This is a genomic window from Nostoc sp. FACHB-190, assembly GCF_014696905.1.
In the GTDB taxonomy this organism is placed as follows: domain Bacteria; phylum Cyanobacteriota; class Cyanobacteriia; order Cyanobacteriales; family Nostocaceae; genus Nostoc_B.
This window is the reverse complement of sequence record NZ_JACJQW010000044.1, coordinates 1-23,681: the sequence shown is the minus strand read 5'-3', so window position 1 is coordinate 23,681 and position 23,681 is coordinate 1. Positions and strand designations below refer to the sequence as shown.

The window sequence follows — 23,681 nt, the reverse complement described above, 5'->3', positions numbered from 1 at the left end:
AATGAATGATTTTCGTACTGGATACCTCTATACACTTGCACCAATTCATTGCGGTGGTGAAGGCGATTTAGGAAATATTTTAGATATTGTCCGCGAAGTACACACAGATTTTCCTTACATTCCAGGTTCTTCTTTACGAGGTAGTTTGCGATGGGATGTCTACTCTATTGATCCAGCAGCCGCAGATAAATTATTTGGTAAGGAACTAAGTTCAGATGGACAAATGGGAGTTCATCAAATTTGGTTTGGTGACGCTCGTTTATTATGGGTGCCGATGCGGACAATGGCAATGAACGGTAATCGGAATGTGTTTACTTGGGTAAGCTGTCATTCGCTGATCCGCGACCATGTATTACTATCTGGGCTGCCAATCACCGAGTTTCCCGATCATCCTGTAGGAACTCAAGCGGGTAGTTATTACGTTGCTGACGCTCAATTACAAGTTTCCGGGCTTACCGAACCCCAAAAACAAGCGATCTCACTAGCGGGAGATTGGCAGCAATCTCTGGCTGGTGCTGTTGAGTCAACTTGGAATAAGAACCGCATCGTCCTTGCTGACAGTGATTTTCAAACTTTAATGGAGCATTCGTTGTGGACGCAGATTCGTAACAAAATTAACAACGATAATAGAAAAGATCATGATGATGATTCTGAAGGTGGTGCAGAAATATTTTGGACAGATGTTTGCATTCCCAGAGATACTATTCTTTACTACCCTTGGGGTTATAAATTAAACAAAAATAATCCAGTAGCTCAACGTGAACATGATTGTTTAATAGATGTTGTTACAGGCTTATTTCAAATTGGAGGACAAGCAAATGTCGGAAGAGGTTGGGTACAAGGCTGGGTAACAAATAGTACTTTACCTCTAATAAATACAAATCAACCTATTCCAGTGGAGGCGTAGTTATGGTTAAACCGGAACAAATGAGCCTGACTGCTCATCAACATATTCAAAAATATCTTGAAAGCATCCATAATACAGTAATTAGTAAAGAAGAATTAAACGCGATTTTAAGACTATCTCAGCATTTACGTGTTTTTGGCTTACTCTCAGCCGCAGCTTATGTAAATCAAACAAATGCTCAAGAAGGAAAGGTGCGATCGCGTATTCTTCCCGTTTGGAAATCTCTACTTGGTCAACTGATCAATTCGGAAACACCACCTTCTGAAGAAGAGTTACGCGAGATTGTTGTCCAGATGGCAAGGGAAGAACCAGCCAAATATATGGTTACTTGGCGTAAAGCCATGATTTTATCAAACCATTGGAATTTTTGGGCAAGAGCCTATTCTGCATAACTCTTCTTTTGATTTTTAATTTATTTATATGTACACTGGTTCTGACTTAGCTAAATTATTAGAAAAGCAACATCAACGTCGAGGAACATCCAATTTATTTAAAAAAGATACTTTTATCCTGCAATGGAGGAGTAAAGTTGGTTCATTTCCTCATCCTGATGTGGAAACGATGGTTTCTGCGGGTGAACCTTGTGGGGCTTGGCACGTTGTTAATGGACGACCAGAAGATAAACGCCAATTAGATGAAAACTTAGAGCAAATGCTAGAACTTCCTCTTAATGGCTATATTCCTGGATCTTCAATTCGAGGCATTGTCCGTGCGTGGGCAATGAAACGCCCCGGTATTCGTATGCAAATGTTTAATTTGCTAGGATCTCAACAAGGAAATATAATTCAAGAAGGAAAAATTGAATTTTTGGATGCTTGGCCAGAAATAGCAACCAAACTTGTTTTAGATATAGTTAACCCACAGCAGAACTTCCAAGTTTATCATGAAGGTCAAGGTAAACCAATTTCAATTTACACTTTGGGAGATGGTGAAGATACTGTTTCAGTAACAGTGGCAATTCGTGGCATTCCTGGTAAAGCTACTCCTCAAGATGTACAAATAGTTTGGGAATGGGTGCAACAAGCCCTAAGTATTCATGGAGTCGGCAGTCGAACCTCCGCGGGATATGGTCAGATTAAAGCACCTAGCGGTTTTATACCATCGCCACAATTGCGCCAAGTTGAAAATGGTTATACTACTAAAACCTTTGAATTTAAACTCTATAGCCAAGGTTGTGCTGGTGCTGATCGGCAACAACAAGATTTCCGCCCTTCCCACTGGCGTGGTTGGTTGCGTTCTTGGATTTTGCGGTTTTTGTTGGGTGTAATGTCGAAAGATAATGCAGAAATAACCTTATCGGAACTCATGGGAATTATAGAACCAGAGACCCGCAAAGGTTGTGTAAAAATCCGTATGATTCCAGACACAGACATTTGGAGTGATCGCTCAAGTAACCAACCCTACTTTTACGTTTGGGAAGGGAAATTAGAAGTGACTGCACCTACTGAAATTCTCAACAAAATTATTCTTCCAATTATCCGATTTGCCGTAAGTACAGGAAGTGTTGGTAGAGGTTGGCGACGACCTTTACATATTTTCCACATGAATAATGGTTATGCTGCAACACGGGGAAGTCATTTAGTCATCAAACACCAAGTTCGCAACAGAGAAGGAAACTTGCAGAAAAGAACTTTAAGTTTGCTACTAAATCCAGAAAGTTGGACTTCTACCTATGATAATTGGTTGACGGCTGTGCGATCGCAGTGGGCAGACAGAATTAACACTAATGCAAATCATTCATTAGAAGCTGAGGTATTTTCACCACGTACTTGTGCTGTTTATGCCGTCCCTGGTTCCGAAGCTAATCCAATTGATGAGAATGATTTTGAATGGCTAGAAACTGATGCTGTAGCAACTCGTGGAGACGGAATGCACTTGATTTACGAACAAACTCCTCCTCGTAATTACAAACGTAATCCTGATATCGGAGGGAATGCGGCTGATAAAAATCCTCATTGTTCATGGGCAAGTATTAAAAGGATTAATATCCCTAGTAAAGAAATAGAAGTGGATTGTCAAGAAATTGTTTGCTTATTTATGGGGGGAAAAACACCTCAGTCAAATCATATCCGCGCCCAGTTTCTTAAAGATTTAAATAAGATAGAGGGAAAGCTACATTTATTTGGCGTGTCTCCATAAACTACAGCACTACATAAGTTAAACGAGAAACTTCTTAAATTTGGTTAACACTTCTTCCAAGCATCTGCAACATAGGCTGAATCAACCACAGTTCCAATGAGATTTACAGGTGTGTTTGCTGAAGCATAGTATCTAACTTTCTGTGACAATCCATCAATAGCGTTAATTCTTTGCTTACCAGGGCGAATATAAACTACTAAAACAGCTTTGTTAGGTAAAACATTAAGTAATTTCTGAAGTTGTTCAGTTACTCTCTCTTCTACTAATTTACTGAGTTCTGTTTCCGAGAGATTACTTCTTTCTGTATCTGTAATCAATTGGTAATTTACCAAATCTAGAACCACCACATCAGCAGAAAGTTTAATACGTTTAGCAGCATCTACAATTCTTGTTGTTTGAAAACCCCTTTGCGCCAGCAGTTGATATTCTTCTGGGTAATCATCTGGTAATATTGATTGTTTCTGTGGAATTACGTAGTCAACAGATATTGCCCCTACGACTTTTTCTCTATCTAAAATTTGTTGGAGATGACTAACTTGTTGCCCTATAACTTCGCTTACTGATGCTTGTAATCGCTTTTCGACTTCTTCTCGTACTAGCTGTCGTGCTTCTTTGAGGCTTTGGTTGAATAAATAAATACTTATAGCTCCTGCGACCGCTAAAATTAATCCCAGCACCACAAAAGAAAGATTAATTGCACCAACAAAGCTACCAAAACTATTATTCAATCTTGTATTAGCATCCTGTAGAAACTGAATTTGATTTTTCAGTAGTTCGATATCAGGTACAGGTGATGGTTTGGGAGTTGATTGATTGGGAGTGGGAGTTTGGGCTATAAAGCACACCCAAGCTTGAGTTAAACTTTCTCCCCATAAATTGGACAAATTTGGCAAATACATACAGAATTATTTTAGTTTTAGCTTATCCTCTAATAGCATAAGGCGATTTTCTGCTACTTGGTAATGCGGGCATTTGGGAAAATCTTATGCGCTTACGGGTAAGGAAGCCTTGACTTACTATGAAGTGGCAGACATTTTTACAGAAGTTTTGGGTAAACCAATTGGCTATACTAATCCCTCATTACTGAAGTTTATTTGGCAAATGCGCGATCGCGGGCTGTCGTTGGATTTCATTTTGGTAATGACAGCAATTTATACAACTGCTCGTTTAGGATTGGCAGGTGGCATTACACCCGATTTAGAGCAATTACTTAGTCGTCCGCCACTGACGATGCGGCAATATGTTGAGGATTATCGAAAGTTTTGGTTGTAAGAATATAGAGTTATAGCTGTTTATTGGCATCATTTTTACCAATCAAATCCCGCTTCACAGCAAGAGCATATCACTCGCCGCAAATACTTCACTCGTTCTTGTGCATTAAGCGATCTCATTACTCAAATATATTCCGACTCTCTGGACGGAGACAGTCAAAAATCTGTTGCAGTCTTCGGGGAAGGTCAATCGGCCTTATCTGACGGCGGTGGAGGAGAAACTGTTGAGTGTTGTGGAGGCTGAAGTTAAAGATAAAACTTAACTGTTGATTCATTTCGGGGCAAAAGTCCGAAGCTTCAAACCCTGATTCTTTCGTTGACAGCCCCGGCAGGCTTATTTAGTAAGGGTTTGAGGCTGTGTTTTTCCAAGTTAATTCTCGATTGAGGCTGTTGATTTTGATTAAATTTGACAAGCCCCGAAAATTAGCTGTAGGATTAGCCCCAGGTAAGGCTTTCACAGCCTAGCCCTTTAAACTTCTTCGGAAGTTGAACTAATGGAAACTTACCATGAAATTCGTCACGCTGATTTTCAATAACTTTAAACTTCTTCGGAAGTTGAACTAATGGAAACAATCAGGAGCGGTGACCAAACGCTGATAAATATCACTTTAAACTTCTTCGGAAGTTGAACTAATGGAAACGCGATCCATGACCCCAATCCGCATCTTCTTGCCCTTCTTTAAACTTCTTCGGAAGTTGAACTAATGGAAACTACCAGCGATGCAGGCTCAAATCACTTTCAATCGTGCCAACTTTAAACTTCTTCGGAAGTTGAACTAATGGAAACCTTGCTTGTAAGCCCCTGAAAACTCAGATTCCAATTCTTTAAACTTCTTCGGAAGTTGAACTAATGGAAACTTTTTCTACTGCTTCAGGATCAAAACCATCGGCTTTAAACTTCTTCGGAAGTTGAACTAATGGAAACTTACAAAACCAGGCGGGGCGGTACTGTACTAACAATGCTTTAAACTTCTTCGGAAGTTGAACTAATGGAAACTTGACTGTTTATGCCTTGCATCTTATCAACTGCGTTGTCTTTAAACTTCTTCGGAAGTTGAACTAATGGAAACAACTGCCGCTGCAAGGGGGGTGGGAAGTCCTATAAAACTTTAAACTTCTTCGGAAGTTGAATTAATGGAAAACCTCGGTTGCCATTGTTAAAAGCCCCGTTCAGGTTGTTGTAAAATTTTTCAAAATTTAAATTCAAGAATAGTAATTTGCAGAATCATAAAATAGAAATACCCGACTTATTCTGATAAGTTGGGTATATTTTCTTTCTAGTTAGCAATTAAGAACCAGGATGATTTGGTTGATGAGTTTCCATTAATTCGCCTCCACATTGATAGTGGAGACTCCTGCGATGATGAACATGCTGCTAAACTTTTTTGATGAGGAACCATTTCCATTAATTCGCCTCCACATTGATAGTGGAGACTCCCTTGCTGCGATACAAAACATACTACTATTTCATTTCCATTAATTCGCCTCCACATTGATAGTGGAGACCAGAAGTAATAGCTGATTCCGCCTACTATAGCATTTCCATTAATTCGCCTCCACATTGATAGTGGAGACTTAGTAGAAGAAAGCGGAACAATTGTTTTAGTTATTTCCATTAATTCGCCTCCACATTGATAGTGGAGACCTTCATCTGGAAAGTAGTTTCCAGATGAGTCTTGAAATTTCCATTAATTCGCCTCCACATTGATAGTGGAGACCAAAAATGGACATTCTCATAAGATTTCTTGGAGTATTTCCATTAATTCGCCTCCACATTGATAGTGGAGACTGCTGGCACTTGAAAGGCTTGAAATACAAGACTTACAACTACTAAATTCGCGGGTCTTCATCAAAAGTACTGTTTCAGCCATCGCCTGTCAAGTTTGCCCTATGATAAAAATGCTTACAAATTAGTCTGCATCAGGCTTTTAGCGTTTTCGCGGATGCCGTTTTTAGTGAAAATAGCTCGAAGTTAACTGCCGTAAAGGTTGTAGCCTGATTTTTTGCTGAGTTCGCAAAAACAGCTAGTGATCCGCGAAAAAAATGGGTGGAGGAGTGAAATATGAGTACGATCGCTCATTGACACTCTCAGGTCTAAAGACACTGAGATTCTGCGGACAGAGAGCTTTTGGTAGTGTCCAAAGTCTTACTCTCGCTACGGTCGTCAAGCACCGTCTACTCAGTTGGCTAAGGTCTAAGCCTAGCTTACTGGCTACTTTTCTGAGGATGTTTGCAGCCCCATTTAAATCTGCATTAACAATGTACCCATTAGCTGATCGATACAACCCCCGTTGCACTCGCTTTCCCGATGCTTTCCACCCGAATGGCTTTTCGCCGTACTTGGGTAGGGAGTCACCATCTAAGTAGCTGGCTTTTGATGTATGGGATTCTTCGGTTTCCTGGTATCTAATACCGTGTAACTCACAAAGCTGCTTCAATCGGTCTTTAAGCTTGCCCAATGGCATTTGAACAAACTTTTGATTGTTCAATCTACCCATGTCAGCGTTGGCTTTAAATCCATCATTCCAACCAATAACTAATGTACCAATCCCATGCTTTAGGCAATGGTTAATAATTAACTTTGCGGACTTGTTAATACCATCGCGCATCTGATGGTTACGTTTACGAGTTACACTGTCTAACCAATTATCCCAGTACGCTTCCGGTTTGCCTTCTTTTCGTGTTGATACTTTTTTGTTCCATAGCTGATTCATTGCCTTCATTACGCGAGCATCAATCAACAAGGAATTTCCCAAGGTATCAACACAAGCGGCAAGATTATCAGCTGTACCAAGGTCAATTGAGAATGCTTGATTAACATCTAATTCATGTGTTTTCTTTTCTACTTCATAAGATAATTCCAGGTAAAACGCTCCATTTTTAGGCAGGATTGTAAACTCTTTAACCTTTGAATAATCAAAATTAGACGGCATTGGAAGTTGGAAATCAGAAACACCAAACCATCGCCTAATCGTCAATCCCAAAGAAAATTTTAATTGTCCATCAACAAGCTTAGGTTTTTGAGCGCCACTGTTGGGATATGCCACTTTAAACAATTTAGAGCCTTTAAGGTAATCAGGAGGTCTAGGTTTAAAATGTAACTGACCTTGAAAATGTAGTTGCCTAAGTTCTTTGAAAGACTTAAAAGCTTCTATCACTGAATGCAAAGTTTGTTGTGCTGGTGTGGACGGGAGGGATTGAGCAATTATGGATTTTGCCACAGACGGCTCAAAATCTAAATCAAATTTACCTGTCAATATTTTCCCCGTCTTAAAAAATGTCTGACGTGCAAAATATACACCATTGTTGTAAAGCTTTCCTGATTGCTCACACAGGTATTTTAAAATAGCTTTTGTTTCAGCATCGAGATGTAACAAAATTTGCTGAACACCCATTAATTTTTTGACTTTAGGCATACTCTCTTTTAGTTGACTGTATTCATAGTATCAATTAAGCTAGTTGATAGCAACCGAGTTATCAACTAATTTTCATGCTGTCACAAGACGATTACAAAGCCAATAACCATGTTAAATACTTGTTAAATTACCACTTTGTCTGGATACCCAAACGACGCAAAAAAGTTTTAACTGGTGTAATATCAACTAGACTAAAACAGATTTTTCTTGATTTGGCTGTAGAAAAAGGATGGGATATTTTAGCCTTGGAAGTCTCACCAGACCATATCTATCTGTTCGTAAGTGTCAAACCAACAGACGCACCACATTCAATTGTTAAAGCTTTCAAAGGACGTAGTAGCAATTATTTAAGAAAAGAGTTCCCAGAGCTTAAAAAACTGCCTACACTGTGGACTAGCAGTTACTTTGTCAGCACCGCAGGTAATGTTAGCAGTGCAGTTATTAAGCGATATATTGAAGACCCGCACCATGCCAAAAACTAAAAAGACAACGGCGAATAAATTCGCTCCCGTCGCTTGCCTCTCAGGGCTAAAGCCTCTGAGCTTCCCGCTTCCTGCGTTATTTTTGTGAGTTAAGCCCAGCGTGCAGCTGACCAAGTTTCTATTAATTCCACTTCCCCGAAGAGAAGCGACAGCGCCTGGATTAAGAAACAGTGGGCAACAATGGTGTTTCCATTAATTCCACTTCCCCAAAGAGAAGCGACAACTACGGCGGTATCACTACACGCTATATCAAGAAGTACGAGTTTCCATTAATTCCGCTTCCCCGAAGAGAAGCGACATGTTATGCAATTTCCATTCACACCTGAAATGACATTACAAGAGAAGTTTCCATTAATTCCACTTCCCCGAAGAGAAGCGACATGAATGTTTGGGATACCACTACGCTATAGCAACAGCAAGGTTTCCATTAATTCCACTTCCCCGAAGAGAAGCGACCAGGGAAATACGCGGAGAGGAAAGCTTTGAAGCCAATCAGTTTCCATTAATTCCACTTCCCCGAAGAGAAGCGACGATAATCCTAAGAGGGTTATGTTCGCTGGTGACAAAGGGTTTCCATTAATTCCACTTCCCCGAAGAGAAGCGACAGTTGGCGGTTTGCCTTTACCTAACTTCCAGTTATGTTTCCATTAATTCCACTTCCCCGAAGAGAAGCGACCCTACCCAGTTTAAACCCAGACAGGGACTAATGTACAGATGCCATTTGCGACGGGGTATGAATTGGCAACCACTTTTTCTACCATAGTGGGAAGACAAAAGCTCTGAAACACTTGTCCAGAAGGACATCGGCGGGGTAAACGAGATAATGATGATTTCAGACTTTTTCTGACCCTGCCGCAAATTAACAAACTACAACTGTGGAAGTTGAGTAATTGTTTAGTTACTGGCTGGAGTGCATTCATTGATTCGTTCTCAAAGTATTAGCCAATAAGCGATAGCTGCAATTGAGAATAAAGTGGTGTTTCATTTTCTATTAATTTAGTTTTCAACGAAACTCATATCGCAAGCACTTTTATTAATGTAGTGCCACACTTCTAGCAGAAGTGAGATTACATTTGTTAAAAGCTAATTAAAGGAACTTGCTATTTCTTGCAGTTTATTATTTACTTTTTCTCTTTTATAAGGTAAATGAAAGTAATCAATGGCATTTAGAAAAGGTTTTTTCACATAATTCGCATAAACATCTAAAACATCATTTGCACTAGTCCTTTGTTTATAACCTAGTAAATATTTAATAACATCACTATCCTCTACACCCCGTAAATTGTGCATAAACTGGTTGCGTATGTCATTATCAAATATCCTATTATCATCGCAGTACCATTCTAGTAAATCCCACCTAGGAAAATTATTATCTATATTTTTTAGCCATCTAATCAAATTAGAATTTTTATTAATCGACTTGTTATTTTTATTATTAAATTTTAGCTTTTGCCATACATCTTGTTTAAAAGTTATAGACTCATTATCAATAGAGCTACTGAAGCGCAAGCCTGAAGGAACCCATTCTATTAGCTCACTTACCTTTTTCGGAGAATTATTTAAGATAACTATATCATTTATGAGAGCTACTTTTGAAAGTATTGCTACCTTCAAAAATGTTTCTTGACTAGCTGCAAGCAATGTAATTCCTTGTAAATAATTCTTCTGTCCAAAGAAAAAACTTATTAGGTCGAGTGCATCAACAATACGTTGATTTGCTTGAGGAACAGTTAATTCTTGACTACTATTAGCCAAAGGATTATAAAGATTAAAAAAGTCAACCATGCTATTCAGTTCAGCAATGGCAGACTGGCTAATTCCATCTATTTGCTCTAAGATTTTAAGTGCAGCCCCAGGGAAACCTGTGATAATTAGTTGTCTTGCTTTCTGAATCTGTATTCCTCGCCAATAACTAGAACTAGCAATCTCATCTGCTCCAGATTTTTGTTGATAATTTTCATCAAAATATTGATTACTAACTATAAATTTGACATCTTTAAATTTACCTAAACTGACAAATTGTATAGCAGAAGATATAGCAGGTGTCCCAGCTTGATGGCTGACGTAAGTAGTAGAATTTGACTCTAAATCTAAATCATCAAAAACTTTTGTTACTAATGATAAAGTTGCATCCCAGTGATCTATTCCTTTATTTTCTGTTTCAGGAGATAGAGTAACAAATTCTGGCTGACACTTAAAAATACCTTGATACTTCTGAAAGTACCACTTTAATAAGGGTTCCATACTAGAGGTATCTTGCCAATAAGGTGATTTTTCATGTATTCTTTGCTCTAAAGAATGAAAAATTTGCGCTTGGTCTGTAAGTAAAACTATAATTTTTTTAAGCTTGATTTCTTCTTTCTCAAAATACTCACGATACGTATCAAGCAAAGGAAAGCTTAAATCATTGGCATAATAGTCTGGATACTTGGCATAGACTTGACCTAATACTCTTGCTGGTACTGTGAAGCCAGAACTTTCATCGCGTGGATCTCGTGGGGTTGCACAAGCAAAGTCCCAACATTCTAAATCATCCCTAACTTCTTCATGAAAATTTCCCCAATTGAGGTCGTGTTTAAGAATAACATCACTATTCCCAGTAGTTACAATCCAAATATTCATGATTATTCACCCCAAAGTTGAGTAAAACTGCTTGTTGGTAAAAAAGTTAAAAATCTTTGGGTTATATCATCACTTTTATCTGGAAAGATAGTTAATAATTCTATGTACTGTCTTCTTTGACGAATCACTTCTTTATCTCTTAACTTGTAATGTGGATACATACGATGCCATATTCGTCCAATATTACTCATTTTTCCTGTCAAACTTGAACCTTTAATAGAATTGCTACCTTGATAAACGTCATGAAACCATCTCACCGCTAAACTATCATCTTCATCCTCAGCAATACGCCCCCAGACTTGAACTTTTTGCGGATGAAAAGATTCCCGCCATGAACTTAGTTGATTACTAGGCTGTTTACCTTTTAACTTGACCCAGTTCTCAGCAGCCATGTGAACATTGTTTAGAATATTTGTAATATGAGTAATACTATTAACTGGAAAATAGTATTTATTTGATTGCTTGGTAAATTCCCAATGGCAACCAATCATGGGTTTATTCCCATTCTTTAAATATTCTGGAAAAAATAAGCGGTGATCTATACGTCGCCAAGATTTACCAAATCCACCTAAAAAGATGGAGAATCTCAAAATTTGTGTAGCCAAATTTCTTAACTCTTTTTTATATTCAGTTGTTAGCTTACTACTAGAGATAAGATGCAAAGTGCCTGAATTTAATTCATAAATTGGCATTTTAACGTTTTGATACTTAAATTCATCTATTTCTAAATCAACAGGATTAAATGCAATCCCTAATTGCCCAACTACTGCACCATTACTACCAGCAAATCCACCCCATAGTTCTTTAGTTAATTCTTCGGCTGTATCTTCATCTGTCACACCACTGAATAAACGTAATGTGTGACCACGCAAAGCCGCCTTAAACATATTGGGACGAAATTCCCCCGTTTTATCAATTAATTGAGAGGCAAGACCCTGACCTCGTAAATTCACAGTGACTAATTTAGTTTCAAGATGATTGATAGGTTGACCATAACCAGCACTAACTCTAGAACCAATCCCTCGCTCTATAGCTTTGTCCCAAATACTCCAAATAGTCTCCCATTCACTTTCTTCTAACTCAATTGTGCTAGAAATACCAAAAATTAAAATTGGCTGATAAAGCGATATTTGTAAAAAAGCTGAGTGAGCAGCATTGCTTTTAACTTGCCATTTTTCCTGTGGATGAATTACGTCTATCAATGGCTGTTCACACCAAGTATCATCTTTAGGGTAAGCACCATGAAAGCGTAGTATCCCCGGTCGAGTATTGTTAGAATCTTGTTTACCACCACAGTATTTTTGGGCTTGCTCAGAATTACAAACACGCCGAAAAGCACCTTTCATACTTGCGCCAGGATAATAAGGAAATCCTCCCGCAGCAATTACTTTTTGTAGTATTTCCTTCCATGCGGTCAATAAGGTTTGTTCAACCTGTTGCTTTGAAAATTCTCCCTTGATAAGAATACGATTAGGCATCCCTTTTTGAAGATTGGGAGATGAAGGGGAAATTACTATTGTCGTCTTTGACGCTTCTAGGACTATCTGTTGACTGAGATAAGAAAGAATTAAAGATGCACCATATAAGTCCCGCAACTTCCGCGATTTCTCGATGAATCCCTGTACGGGAGCGAAAGTAATTGCTGTATATTTTATTACGTCTACCATAGATCACTGTTTACAGTCCTGTCTAAATTACAGTAGAAATTTGAACTTTTATTCTGTAGTTATACTTTGTAATAATTCTAGTTTTTGTTTTAATCACTTGATTAGTAAAGCTAGGCTAGTAAGTTTGCTTAAGTAAAAATAACACATATATTATTTACGTAATATAGGGGAGTTCGGAGTTACGTAATACCAGGCAAATTACTGTGACATTCATATCTTCTCGAAAAAACCAAAAATGTGAATGCCTTTTCATGCGAATGACGAATTTTTTTTAAAGATAGCCGTAATTTTTGAGATTTTGTAAATTTGTGATAAGAAATCCACTATTCTGCTTTCTGTTGGGCAGGAAGCTTACACTGACCGTTTGCAGCAGTGCAAGTAGTTCACTACCAGATATATAATGCTTTTTAGAGTTGTGTTGATCTAGTGCTTGAAGGCCTTACGAAGCAAAAGCTCCGCAACGAACTCCCTCCGATTGGGTTAAATCGGAATTAATGGAAACGCTTCGTTAGCGTCGCCGCCGCTACCTTTGCAGTCCCTCCCAATTCAGTAAAATTGAATTAATGCTCATTTAAAATTGAAATTACAGACTATGAATTATTTTGTTGTTCGCTTGAAAACCCTAGACAATCAATAAATAGCAATTAAAAGTTAAAGTAGAAGAATTTTTAGCCTTGAACTTTTGATGATTTGTCACTTTCTCATTGGTATCCCTGGAAGCGGGAAATCCACCTTTGCTGCCGAGTTAGCAAAGTTAGGGAATTATCGCATCGTCTCCACTGATGCAATTCGCCAAAAACTCTATGGTGATGCAACTATTCAGGGTGAGTGGCTAGAAGTGGAGACAGAAGTGATTTCTGAGATTGTGAATGAGATCGCTTTTGGTAATGACGTAATCTACGATGCTACAAATGCCAAGCGGGTCTGGCGAATGGATTTATTAAGTAAGCTCAAATCATCTATTGCTGCCTTACCCCAACATAGCGATCAAGTTCAGTGGATAGGGTGGTATCTGCAAACTCCGATTGCAACCTGTAAGGCTTGGAACCAAAAGCGAGAACGCCAAGTTCCAGACATGATAATTGAAAATATGCACAAATATCTGCAACTGTTTCCACCAGTGGCAGCAGAGGGATTTGTTGCAATCAAAGAAATTGATGTCACTGCGCCTAAATTTGACATCCAGCAAATTCCAGCCCAAATCAAAAAGCTGCCACGCACCTTTATCAATCGTGCTAACCGCAATCATCACGTAACTCTACATTCCTACAGTCGGCTGCTAGACTTTGAACGCCTAATGTATTTGATTTCCTTGATTATCCGTTACCCAGGAATTGGAAATCTACAAACCACTAACCCCAGTCTAGTTGAAAGCATTTTTGGGCATATCCCTCAGTTTGTAAGTTCCATAGAAGAAGTTACGGCTGTTATGGGTAAAGTATGCGGTCACATCTATGCCGATACTGGAGCGATCGCATCTGACTTAAACTGGCTAGAGCAAAATTCACTGATCGGCACTGATAGCTTTTCGACTTCTTCTTTGATTTTCACACCCCTGGGCAAATCTATTGCACAATCTTCTGTTGTGACTCACAGCTATTCCGACTGGGCTACATTTGAAAGATTAATACAAATAATTCGTTTTATTCTCCATCACCCATTTTTACAAGATATAGGCAAAGGTAGTCTACAAACTCTTGTCTCGGCACTGAAGCAGCATGAAATTATCGATGGCGACAACTTAGATACTGTTCGCAAAGATATTGAAAAAGTGCTTAAGCCATACAAAATATTGCCTGACTTCCCATTGAGAGATGGTTACTTTGCCGGGACAGCGATTTTATCGGCTCAGGAGTTAACAAAAGTATTTGATGTGCTTCAATCTCAGGCAAAAAGTTTGAATGACCCTGTAGCTTTGGAAATTTATGAAACTTTTGCTGCCCGAATGACGCAAAGTAAACTAAATGTTCATCAAGTTTATCCCGTACGAGCGATCGCTAATCGTAATATAGTTGATCCGGAATTTTTACCATCAGATGCTCTGTCAAGAAATTTGCAGCAATTAGAAGAAGCAATTGCTAAAGGACAACTGCTAGAATTAAACCGCTTTCCCGGAGGTGGGAGGTTTGCTCTTGATGAGGAAGGTTTTTTTCTTGTATTTCCATTGCAAATTGTGTTTTATAACCAAGCATGGTATTTAGGATTTGAGTGTGAAAGCGGAAAGTATAAGGGATTATTTCGATTTGAGCGTTTAGATAGATTATTTGTTGGCCAACCACAAGTACAAGTACGTTCTAGACAAGAACAAGAAAATTCATTGAGAAAGTTGCAAAAACTTTCTGCTGCTAGTGCTGGAATCTTTTTGGGGTATGATACCAATGACCAGCGTAAGTTTCTTAGTCAAGATAAGCAAGAACGCTTACAAGTTTGTCAAACAGTAGAGTTATGGTTTAACAATGCCATATTTCGCTTTATTAGTGAAGGAACAAAGAGGTTTCCTGCTAAACAAATGAAAATGTCTTTACCTGTAGACAGTAGAAGATTAAAATTGCCAAAATCTATTTTTTGTTTAGAGAAAACAACAGATAAAAATTTTCCTAATCGTTTTCAATTACTACTACCTAAGTGGTATTTTGATGATATAGAATTCTTACGCTGGATTGTCGGGTTTGGTGGTAGCGTCAAGGTGGTAAAGCCAGACGATTTTAAACTGTTTAGGTTTGTGTATCTAATAGTTTCCATTAATTCCACTTCTCCGAAGAGAAGCGACCCCTCTACTTTAAGCCCTTGTGGGATCTAAAGTCCAGACACCATTTGCGACGGGGTTAGTGAATACGACGATTTTGCTCTTAATTAAGAAGGTGAAATCGGCTAAAATCCAGGCACAGAAAGGAATCGGCAGGGTCAACGAGAAATTAAGCCTTTCCAGATTTTGCTTACCTCGCCGCAGAAAAAGTAGTAGTTTGCATAAATTTGTCATTCGCATAAAACCACTAGAAAAATTTAAAATCAGCTTTTAATCTAAGTTATCAGGTGAATGGGTTTAAAACCACGTCGTTCTACGACGGCTTTTCAAGATTGCTGGATGTACTTTTTAAGAACTTCAAGCGGCGCACCCCCAACCGAAGACACAAAGTAACTAGGACTCCAGAGAGCTTGTTTGCCATAAGGTTTAGGGTATCCAGCTTGACCATATCTACGACTGGATACACCTTTTAAAGCATTGACAATTTGAGATATTGAGATTTTGGGTGGAAACTCGATTACTGTGTGAATGTGGTCTGACTCTCCGTTAAATTCAAGTATTTGGAAATCCATTTTTTTAGCTACTTCTACAAATGATTTGTGGATTAGTTCAAGGCTTTCATTAGTAAAAATCTTTCTTCTATATTTAGTAACACAGACCAAATGTATTTTTAGGTCTGAAATGCTATGTCTTTCATGCCTTAAACCACTTGTCATCTTTGACTGACCAATGTAGAATATTTGAACAGACCAATATTAACACAAGCATGAAAGCTAGGTATCAGTACAGATTCTATCCAACAGACCAACAACAACAGAGTTTAGCTCAGTTGTTTGGATGTGTTCGAGTTGTCTGGAATGACGCTTTAGCTATCTGTAAGCAATCCGAAAAAATGCCAGGGTACAACAAACTCTCGGCAATACTTACCCAATCTAAAAAGACTGATGAAAGAAAATGGCTATCTGATGTTTCTTCAGTGCCACTACAGCAGTCTCTTAGGCACTTAGATGTAGCTTACAAAAACTTTTTCAACTCCATTAAGGGCAAGAGAAAGGGTAAAAAAGTTGGTATTCCTAAATTTAAGAAGAAAACCAACTCGCAGTCAGCAGAGTTCACCTCATCTGGTTTTTCTATAAAAGATGGAGAAGTTTACTTAGCCAAAATTGGAACTATCAAACCAATTTGGTCAAGAGAGTTACTATCTGAACCTAGTTCTTGTACTGTCATAAAAGATTGTGCTAACCGCTATTTTCTAAGCTTTGTAGTAGAGATTGAACCCAGTATTACTTTTGCTAATAACCAAAGCATAGGTATTGATTTGGGGCTAAGAACTTTTGCTGTAATGAGTAATGGAGAAAAAGCTTTAAGTCCTAATTACTCAAGACATGACCGCAAAATTCGTCAACTACAGAGAAAGTTAGCACGACAACAAAAAGACTCAAAAAGAAGAAACAATACTCGCCTTAAAATTGCTAAACTACATAACCAAATTGCTGATACCAGAAAAGATTTTTTGCACAAGTTGTCAACCAGAATAGTTAGCGATAACCAAGTAATTGTTTTGGAAGATTTGAATGTATCGGGAATGGTTAAAAACCGTAGGCTATCTAGAGTGATTAGTTTGCAGGGATGGCGAGAATTTAGAAATCTTTGTGAGGCTAAGTCAGAAAAGCTTAACCGTGAATTTCGAGTAATAGATAGGTGGCAACCAACAAGTCAGATATGTTCATGTTGTGGTTTTCGGTGGGGTAAAATCGACCTTTCTGTTCGCTCAATACTTTGTTTAAGTTGCGGCACTGAGCAGGAAAGGGATGAAAACGCATCTAGGAATATAAAAATGGTCGGCATGGGGCATCAGCACGACCTTAAACGGACGGGGAGCGACCATAAGACTACTTCGGTAGCTAGTTGCTGTGAACCGTCAAGAATCACCGACGTTCTACGTCGGTGAGTATGTCAAATAGTAGTTTATGATATACCCTGTGATAAGAGACGCAAAAAAGTTTCCGATTTGTTAGAGGGTTATGGTAAAAGAGTCCAATATTCGGTATTTGAATGTATTCTTAATCAAAAAAAATATAATGAACTAAAAAATAGACTGCGTAAACAAATCAATCTATCAGAAGATAGCGTTCGATTTTATCCTTTAAGCAGGCATACATTTAGCCAAATTGAAACTTGGGGAGAGCCACCAGTTACTGAGCTACCAACGTCAATCATTATATGAACTATTCCACCCTCAGCATCAAAGCTGGATGCCAAGTTGATGAATTCCGCTCTGCTAGATTACCCCCCACCCGGAAACTTTCGCATCATCTCCCGCAACTCAACAGCCTCCCCATCGACCGTATAAACCACGTTACCCGACATCGCCAACACAATCCGCTGCCGCCGCGCCCACTCAAACCAAGCACTAACATCTGCGGTAACGGTGTTTTTCCCCTTAGCCCCACTCTTACAGGAGTTGATAAACAGCCCAGTCGGATTATCACACCAACCTTCTGCGATCGCATCCTTCACCCTAGCGATCGCACCCTGAACATTCGCCCAATGCTTCTTGATCACGCCCAAACAAGGCTGAGGATTGATCCGCAATCGCCTCAACTCGTTACAAACCTCCGCAATTTCCTGCTTAAACACATTTAAATTAGCTTTATCATCCGCCCCGGAAAGCTCGTCCTTATGAGAATATTCCTCGTTAGTTGAGTAGTCCATTTCTTGTTCATCAACGAAGCGAAGAGTCTGGGGTTGCTCTGGTTGGGGAGTTAAACAAACCAATTCGGGTTCGTTGTCCGAGATTTGGCTTTCTTCCAGTTCACTTTTTTCTTCTTCAGCAGCAGCAGCGTGTTGTTGTGAGGAGAACTCTTTGGAGGGGAACTCTTTGATATGATCTGTTGGTGGTGAACATATTGAAGTGTTCAAAGCACTCAATTCGATTTGCTGTTTTTGACAAATTTGATTCCATAGGGCTTCGACCTTCTCCAGGTTAACGGTGAACCAGTTCGCCTGATACCAAGTCTTCTGACTGTGGCGGCAGACATCGATTAGCTCGAAATTCCTCAAGTTAGCGATCGCACGTCTGATTGTAGAGATTTTGAGAAAAGGCAGTGTTTGTCCCCAGTCCTGGAGGGTCTTCCAAAACCAGCGCCGTCCGTCAGCTTTGATGTGCTTGGAGATTTGACAAAAGTAATGAATCTGTTGGAGTATGACTGCTTCTTCTAAACCAATCTCTGCTGCCAGTAATGGCGGAACCAGCAGAGGGGATTCTGGCGTAATTAGTTTACTGCTCATATTTTTACCCAATATTTAAAATGGCATTTCTTTCTGTTCTTCGTCTGAAGCTTGCGACCAAAACTCTCTAAGCTTTTGGAGCTTCGCTGCCTGAAACTGCTGTTTCTCTTCGAGCGACACTTCATCAACCAAACGCTCAACCTCAGCCCGTTGCCGTTCCTTCATCTGCTCAACCGTGGCCGCAGGCAAAGCTAACGGTTGATTCTCTTGAGATGGTCGGAAGTTGCGACGGCGGTACAAAAACCTAAAGTGTCGTTTGTCTTGTGAAGGAAGCGATCGCCAGACTTCGGCATCCCAACCGGGGGGTATGAAATCGGCTGATGGGGGCAGTAGGTTCTGGATTTGGGCTTGGAGGTCAGCGATCGCCTTGCCTTGTTCTTGGATTACCTTATTTTGCTGTTCTAGTTTTTCCCAGAGTTGGGCGAGTAGTTCTGAGTTTTGTGGGGCTAACTCTGCTTCACGGGTTTTCACTGCAAAGTAATTTTGTGCTGCGGCGATCGCACTCTTGCGAGGGTCGCCATTCATGGCCACCAAATAACAGGCGTGTCGTGATAGCTTGAAATCTTTCAGCACTTCTCGAAATGCTTGAGATGTGCCAATTTGCGCCATTTGGACAATATCGACCAAATGGTGGGATGGATCTATCCCTGAATTTTTAGCACTGATTTTCGCTCTTTCAACCGTGTCCTTAATTCTTTTCCAAGTTTGATAACCCAGCAAGGTTAACAATTCAGTAGCTAACCAAAACTCACTACCATCAGAGTCAACCTGTTTAATTTGGTCAAAGGGGCTGGAGTGACTTTCACTGTTAATAATCGCGTCCATACTTTCTCCTGGTTTTTGACGCATAAAGCTATTTCGGCATAGTTGCAATGCCTGAGCGGATTTTGAAAGCTTTTAATTGCAATCTATTGAATTGCGATAATCTACCGTTTAGTCAGGTAGTCAGAACAAAATAACAAAACATAATTCTCGATCAAGTGGCGATCGCTTGTGCTTTGCCCTGATACTAATAGTTGCAGATAACTATTGAATTTGTCAACTAAATATTGCATAATATGGCAAGGCAAGAAAAAGAAGAAGAGGTTGTAATGCTACCACTAAGTGAGGTGGGGTCAATTAAATGGACAAAGGAGCGTGGGGAGAAAATGCGCTCGTTACGTGGTGAGATGCCATTGATGGCATTGTCTAAAAAGCTTGCCGAGAATGATGTTGATATTTCTCGCCAATATTTGCACAGAATGGAGACTTATTCCGATGTTAAAGGTGCTTCCCCTGAGCTTGTGGCAGGGCTTTGTAAAGTATTTAACTGCACACTAGCTGAATTGTTGTGTTTGAAAGAAACCAAAATTGTGCAATTAGGGGTTGACAATCGCAACTTTTAGTTGCACTATAGTAATCAAGGGCAAAGGAATAGCAAACCGCCTGCACCTAACGCAATCAAGGGTTTGCACTAGCAAAATAACAAACCATCAAGCATAAAATTAGCAGCCACCGGGACTAGCAGCCGGAAGCCAAAAACTTGTATTGCTCAAGCCACCGGAGATGATTCCGATGACCTACCAAGTCTAAAAACTGGTAAAAAAACGAATGTGGATTCGTCAAATTTAGAAGTGCGATCGCTAACCCCACGGGGGGCGATCGCTTTTTAACTAGTAGCATCGGAGGTCATCAGCATCTTGGCTAAAGATCCGATTCAAAAATTGAATGCAGCCAAAAGCAAATGGATGCAAGTCACTGGTTATCCACCAAAAGTAAGTTTTGTTAGGATGTGTTTACCAGATTTTGGCTACTTTGATTTCGAGAATATTTCTCACTGGAGAAAGGCAATCGACCTTTTCCAAAAGAAATACATTAAATCAAAAAAGCAATTGTTATTGCATCCATTAATGCGTCCATTAACACCAGCACGAGAGGAATGGGTCAAAACTACTGGATTAAAAGCTTCTCTTCAATCTGTAATAGAGGTGTTACCAGAATGCAAGTTTCCTTTGAAAACAGAACGAGATTGGTTCTTAGTGACATCTCTCTATGTACAAAGATATCCCGAAAAAGTTCTGTCGCAGGACTCAACAGTTAAGGTAATTAAAGAAGAATACGAAGTTATTCAAACCAAGCCTCTTAATAAAACACCGCACGACTTTCAAAAACTTGAGCCTATTGCTAAACCACTACCTGTACTACAGCCGTCAACTCAATTTGTTTCACCGTCACCGCTAAAAGACCCAGCCGAACAGCGAATGTCTGATTCGTTAGCAGAAATATTAGGAGGAATTCGAGAAGCTCATAATCCATCCGGGCGAGTTGATGTGCTAACCAAACTGTATGTTATTGAAGTTAAAAAAGCTGCCAATTGGAAACATGGTATTGGTCAAGCACTGGTTTATCAATTGTATTACCCTAACAAGAAACCCGTCTTATTCTTGTTTGGTGAGGATGTTGGTTTATATAGGAATATCGCTAGGGAACATTGTCATCGCCTTGGTGTGATATACCGAGAAGAATCGCACTTCGCACTACAAGGCAAACAATGAGGTTTTCTGATGACCAAGCCTAAATTTCTCGGAGCATTTCGATATTGCTAAAGCGAAAACCGCAGGATGCAAACAACTTTCGAGCGTTTTCATTCTCGACTGCCGTATCTAATCGAATCTGCTTAATTCCCATTTGTTCAAAACGCTCTACACACAGCATTATCATCTGTCGAGCAATACCTTTTTGACGGTGTTCTGGCTCTACCCACAGGTCGTAAATAAAGGCATATTCCTGCAAGCGGTAAATGGGGATTTCTTGCTCTATTGCTGAGATGAGGAATGCTACAAGCTGCCGATCATCTTCTGCTACTAAAAATACGCTGCGCTCGTTTTGCGCCATTCGCATTAACCATTTTTCGTAATGCTGTTCTATATGTGCTACGAAACCATATTTGGCATTATCCCAAGATTCATGTAAAGCACAAATCTTGGCCACCATTGGCAGAATTGCGGGTACATCATTTGGCTTGGCAGAGCGAATTAGCATAAGCCTTTACAATCCACTGCCGCCATTGCGATCACGCAGAATTCGCAAGATTTCTGCAACATCATTTGTTACTTGCCGTAAGTCAGCTTTAACTTCTCTCATATCAGTTTTTAATTCGCTGACATCAGTTTTAAGTTGACGAATATCTGTTTTTTGCTCTCGCACTTCTGATGTTAGAGCAGTCACCAGAGACAGGGTTTGGGCAACAGCCACTTGAGTAGAACCAATGGTTCCGGCTTGGATTTTTAAGTTGTTGACATCTTCAGTCAGGGCATTGAGCCGTCTGTAAATATCTTCGATTGTTGCGTCGGTCATGTTTACATCCCTTGATAAATCAGCAGCAGGCAATAAAACCCAAATCCAAGCACAATGCCTGTTTCTACTTTAAACCAAAAATCAAAAGAGTAATTTTACTCACGGCTGATAATGCGTGAACATCTCAATATAACGCTTCGCTAATTTTCATTGAGTGCGTAGTGGCTCCCCACAACGTGATTCATATCCAAAATCAAAAGGCAATCACCGGTCTTCCAAACAGTGTGATCGCCTTTTTATCCACTACTGGAGAATTCAATCATGCCACAAACAACATTAACAGAGCAACTGCGGTCAGTAGAAATCGACTTCTACGAACATGAAATCTACGATGGACAAAAGCTAATCGCTCGAATCACTTATGATCATACGGATTTCGTGACCCAGCCGTGGGTAGTGATGGTGAACGGTGAAGAAGTATTTCGAGCTATTGCACAAATGAAGTGCCACGACTTTGTAACATGGCACTATAAACAAGGTACTTTGCCAATTCAATTAGAAGAACTCCCAATCGCTACAACGGGGAATGAAATCATGGCTGAGATTGCTCAGGCTTGTGAAGTTCTAGGTTACGAACTCCGAGACGACGGCATATATCACAACAGCAAGCGCCTGAAAGAAATCGTTTACAAAAACGGTACTTATTGCTACGTCCAGTCTTTACTGCCGCAGCCGGAAAGCCCTGGCGAGGCTTTGGATTTGCTGGATAAGCCGTTTGATCAAATAACTCCTGAAGAATGGCTGATGCTGGCGGAGTATGAGCCAGTACATGAGTTGGTTGCGGCGTAGTTAAGAAAAAGGGCGATTGTGTACTCTCCAAGCAATCGCCTCCGTTCCAGATTGTTATCAAGATTTTTAATCAGGTTTATTGCAATGGTTCGTGTCCCAGAGTTTATCGGGTATATAAAGGTGATTCAATGCTGGGTTTGGTATTCGAGCATCTCACGCACTGGTCAAACGCTGTAGACAACATTCGGCATCAGGAGCCGTTGAGTGCGGCGTTCGTCTTTGACGTTGCCGTTCGCGCAGCGTCTCCGATAGGAGAAGGCATCGCATTAGACGAGTTCATGCAGACTGCTGGGATCATCAGAAAGGCAAAGGAAGAGCATCTGGGGGCTGTGGCTTAGGAAAGGCTCAGATTTAATCACACCAAGCGATCGCAGTTGTAATTCAAGAATGATTGCCTACCACCAAGTCATTACAAATATGTTGTAACCAACATTACAGTTTGTAGATTTTTCCTGGAATTGTCCAAGGGGCATGAAATATGGAACCGAGCAAAATACTCAAGACATTCAATAGCTGTTATGTCCAACTTCAAGCTATAGCTCAAGATGTCCAATGGCTGGCATTAGCAAATCGTGATGATGTTGACCCCGAAATGAAAACACATTCTTTTTTAAATTAAAAATGCAAAATGCAAAATTCAAAATGAAGAATAGAAATAATTTTGAATTAATTATTCTCCAAAAGGGAGACGCTGCGCGAACGTGTCAAAGACCCCCTCACAATATGCAGATTTGGCGGTCAAGACTCTTAGTATTGAGTTCAATCAGACACTAATCATCTTTAATTTTAAATTTTGAATTTTGAATTTTTAATTGGAGCGAAGCGACTTGATGGACTGTATCGAGCCGTTTGTAGAAACTACTACTGAATCTGAGGTGCAAACGTGAAATTTTACCTGACAAATGTTTCGCTAAATCTCCCCCCGTGGGCAACAATCACATCACAAACTTCAGATTTGGTAGAGCTAGAAATCAACGAGCATCACCTTGATTTTCAATCGTTGTTCAATGAATTG

General features: G+C 39.7%; 21 protein-coding genes, 1 pseudogene and 2 CRISPR repeat arrays. Of the genes and pseudogenes, 12 read left to right on the top strand and 10 right to left on the bottom strand.

Translation table 11 applies throughout. From position 1 onward, the window contains the following. Position 1 precedes the first annotated feature (1 nt). The 3 genes from H6G28_RS30385 to H6G28_RS30375 are packed head-to-tail and all read left to right on the top strand — an operon-like array spanning position 2 to position 3,046. Positions 2 to 907 (top strand): RAMP superfamily CRISPR-associated protein, encoded by a 906-nt coding sequence (locus H6G28_RS30385; RefSeq protein WP_190676509.1) that lies wholly within the window; start codon positions 2 to 4, stop codon positions 905 to 907. A 2-nt stretch (positions 908 to 909) separates the two neighbouring features. Then, complete coding sequence (locus H6G28_RS30380) at positions 910 to 1,299, top strand: hypothetical protein (RefSeq protein WP_190676507.1); 390 nt, start codon at positions 910 to 912, stop codon at positions 1,297 to 1,299. Between the two features lie 28 nt (positions 1,300 to 1,327). Then, positions 1,328 to 3,046: an RAMP superfamily CRISPR-associated protein gene (locus H6G28_RS30375; RefSeq protein ID WP_190676505.1), complete on the top strand. Its 1,719-nt coding sequence runs from the start codon at positions 1,328 to 1,330 to the stop codon at positions 3,044 to 3,046. A 44-nt stretch (positions 3,047 to 3,090) separates the two neighbouring features. On the opposite strand, the gene H6G28_RS30370 is transcribed toward H6G28_RS30375, so the two are convergent. Beyond that, positions 3,091 to 3,945 (bottom strand): hypothetical protein, encoded by an 855-nt coding sequence (locus H6G28_RS30370; RefSeq protein WP_190676504.1) that lies wholly within the window; start codon positions 3,943 to 3,945, stop codon positions 3,091 to 3,093. A gap of 109 nt (positions 3,946 to 4,054) precedes the next feature. On the opposite strand from H6G28_RS30370, the gene H6G28_RS30365 reads away from it, so the two are divergent. Then, positions 4,055 to 4,318, top strand: coding sequence for a Rossmann-fold NAD(P)-binding domain-containing protein (locus H6G28_RS30365; protein ID WP_190676502.1), 264 nt, complete (start codon positions 4,055 to 4,057; stop codon positions 4,316 to 4,318). Between the two features lie 466 nt (positions 4,319 to 4,784). Beyond that, positions 4,785 to 5,459: direct repeats of the CRISPR family, unit length 35 nt; unit sequence CTTTAAACTTCTTCGGAAGTTGAACTAATGGAAAC. Between the two features lie 882 nt (positions 5,460 to 6,341). On the opposite strand, the gene H6G28_RS30360 is transcribed toward H6G28_RS30365, so the two are convergent. Continuing rightward, the gene (locus tag H6G28_RS30360; RefSeq protein ID WP_242054683.1) at positions 6,342 to 7,733 is read right to left on the bottom strand and encodes an RNA-guided endonuclease InsQ/TnpB family protein; all 1,392 of its coding nucleotides are present in this window, start codon (positions 7,731 to 7,733) and stop codon (positions 6,342 to 6,344) included. A gap of 74 nt (positions 7,734 to 7,807) precedes the next feature. Here H6G28_RS30360 and tnpA (H6G28_RS30355) point away from each other — a divergent pair, with 74 nt between their 5' ends. After that, complete coding sequence (tnpA, locus tag H6G28_RS30355) at positions 7,808 to 8,215, top strand: IS200/IS605 family transposase (protein ID WP_190676500.1); 408 nt, start codon at positions 7,808 to 7,810, stop codon at positions 8,213 to 8,215. A gap of 114 nt (positions 8,216 to 8,329) precedes the next feature. Continuing rightward, a CRISPR array of direct repeats spans positions 8,330 to 8,891; the repeat unit is 36 nt; unit sequence GTTTCCATTAATTCCACTTCCCCGAAGAGAAGCGAC. 407 nt (positions 8,892 to 9,298) lie between these two features. Here the strand turns inward: tnpA (H6G28_RS30355) and H6G28_RS30350 are convergent. Both H6G28_RS30350 and H6G28_RS30345 read right to left on the bottom strand, forming a co-directional pair. Continuing rightward, positions 9,299 to 10,837, bottom strand: coding sequence for a hypothetical protein (locus H6G28_RS30350; protein WP_190676499.1), 1,539 nt, complete (start codon positions 10,835 to 10,837; stop codon positions 9,299 to 9,301). 2 nt (positions 10,838 to 10,839) lie between these two features. After that, entirely contained in the window at positions 10,840 to 12,504 is a 1,665-nt protein-coding gene (locus tag H6G28_RS30345) for a type III-B CRISPR-associated protein Cas10/Cmr2 (protein ID WP_242054682.1), read from the bottom strand. A 685-nt stretch (positions 12,505 to 13,189) separates the two neighbouring features. Between H6G28_RS30345 and H6G28_RS30335 the strand changes: the two genes are divergently transcribed. Beyond that, positions 13,190 to 15,304: a WYL domain-containing protein gene (locus H6G28_RS30335; RefSeq protein ID WP_190676496.1), complete on the top strand. Its 2,115-nt coding sequence runs from the start codon at positions 13,190 to 13,192 to the stop codon at positions 15,302 to 15,304. A gap of 259 nt (positions 15,305 to 15,563) precedes the next feature. On the opposite strand, the pseudogene tnpA (H6G28_RS30330) reads toward H6G28_RS30335, so the two are convergent. Continuing rightward, a pseudogene (tnpA, locus tag H6G28_RS30330) lies at positions 15,564 to 15,966 on the bottom strand (IS200/IS605 family transposase). 50 nt (positions 15,967 to 16,016) lie between these two features. Here tnpA (H6G28_RS30330) and H6G28_RS30325 point away from each other — a divergent pair. Together H6G28_RS30325 and cas2 are read left to right on the top strand one after the other, a co-directional pair. Further along, positions 16,017 to 17,201, top strand: coding sequence for an RNA-guided endonuclease InsQ/TnpB family protein (locus H6G28_RS30325; RefSeq protein ID WP_190676569.1), 1,185 nt, complete (start codon positions 16,017 to 16,019; stop codon positions 17,199 to 17,201). A gap of 9 nt (positions 17,202 to 17,210) precedes the next feature. Continuing rightward, positions 17,211 to 17,477 carry a CRISPR-associated endonuclease Cas2, Ssr7093 family gene (gene cas2 / locus H6G28_RS30320; RefSeq protein WP_190676567.1) on the top strand — a complete coding sequence of 89 codons (267 nt, stop codon included), beginning with the start codon at positions 17,211 to 17,213 and terminating at the stop codon, positions 17,475 to 17,477. Positions 17,478 to 17,536: 59 nt separating this feature from the next. Here the strand turns inward: cas2 and H6G28_RS37100 are convergent, their stop codons facing one another. After that, complete coding sequence (locus H6G28_RS37100; RefSeq protein ID WP_190676493.1) at positions 17,537 to 18,541, bottom strand: hypothetical protein; 1,005 nt, start codon at positions 18,539 to 18,541, stop codon at positions 17,537 to 17,539. 15 nt (positions 18,542 to 18,556) lie between these two features. After that, a complete protein-coding gene (locus H6G28_RS30310; protein ID WP_242054680.1) occupies positions 18,557 to 19,390 on the bottom strand; it encodes a BRO family protein in 834 nt (277 codons plus the stop codon). Between the two features lie 209 nt (positions 19,391 to 19,599). Between H6G28_RS30310 and H6G28_RS30305 the strand changes: the two genes are divergently transcribed. Then, entirely contained in the window at positions 19,600 to 19,926 is a 327-nt protein-coding gene (locus H6G28_RS30305) for an XRE family transcriptional regulator (RefSeq protein WP_242049377.1), read from the top strand. 115 nt (positions 19,927 to 20,041) lie between these two features. On the opposite strand, the gene H6G28_RS30300 is transcribed toward H6G28_RS30305, so the two are convergent. Next, complete coding sequence (locus H6G28_RS30300; protein ID WP_190676491.1) at positions 20,042 to 20,203, bottom strand: hypothetical protein; 162 nt, start codon at positions 20,201 to 20,203, stop codon at positions 20,042 to 20,044. A gap of 17 nt (positions 20,204 to 20,220) precedes the next feature. Between H6G28_RS30300 and H6G28_RS30295 the strand changes: the two genes are divergently transcribed. Then, positions 20,221 to 21,075, top strand: a complete 855-nt coding sequence (locus H6G28_RS30295) for a hypothetical protein (RefSeq protein WP_190676488.1) — start codon at positions 20,221 to 20,223, stop codon at positions 21,073 to 21,075. Positions 21,076 to 21,094: 19 nt separating this feature from the next. Here the strand turns inward: H6G28_RS30295 and H6G28_RS30290 are convergent, their stop codons facing one another. Next, positions 21,095 to 21,562: a GNAT family N-acetyltransferase gene (locus H6G28_RS30290; protein ID WP_190676485.1), complete on the bottom strand. Its 468-nt coding sequence runs from the start codon at positions 21,560 to 21,562 to the stop codon at positions 21,095 to 21,097. 6 nt (positions 21,563 to 21,568) lie between these two features. Beyond that, positions 21,569 to 21,877: a hypothetical protein gene (locus H6G28_RS30285; RefSeq protein ID WP_190676483.1), complete on the bottom strand. Its 309-nt coding sequence runs from the start codon at positions 21,875 to 21,877 to the stop codon at positions 21,569 to 21,571. Between the two features lie 378 nt (positions 21,878 to 22,255). Here H6G28_RS30285 and H6G28_RS37095 point away from each other — a divergent pair, with 378 nt between their 5' ends. Further along, positions 22,256 to 22,666, top strand: a complete 411-nt coding sequence (locus tag H6G28_RS37095; protein ID WP_242049376.1) for a hypothetical protein — start codon at positions 22,256 to 22,258, stop codon at positions 22,664 to 22,666. Positions 22,667 to 23,144: 478 nt separating this feature from the next. Then, positions 23,145 to 23,285: a hypothetical protein gene (locus H6G28_RS30275; protein ID WP_190676481.1), complete on the top strand. Its 141-nt coding sequence runs from the start codon at positions 23,145 to 23,147 to the stop codon at positions 23,283 to 23,285. Positions 23,286 to 23,681 lie beyond the last annotated feature (396 nt).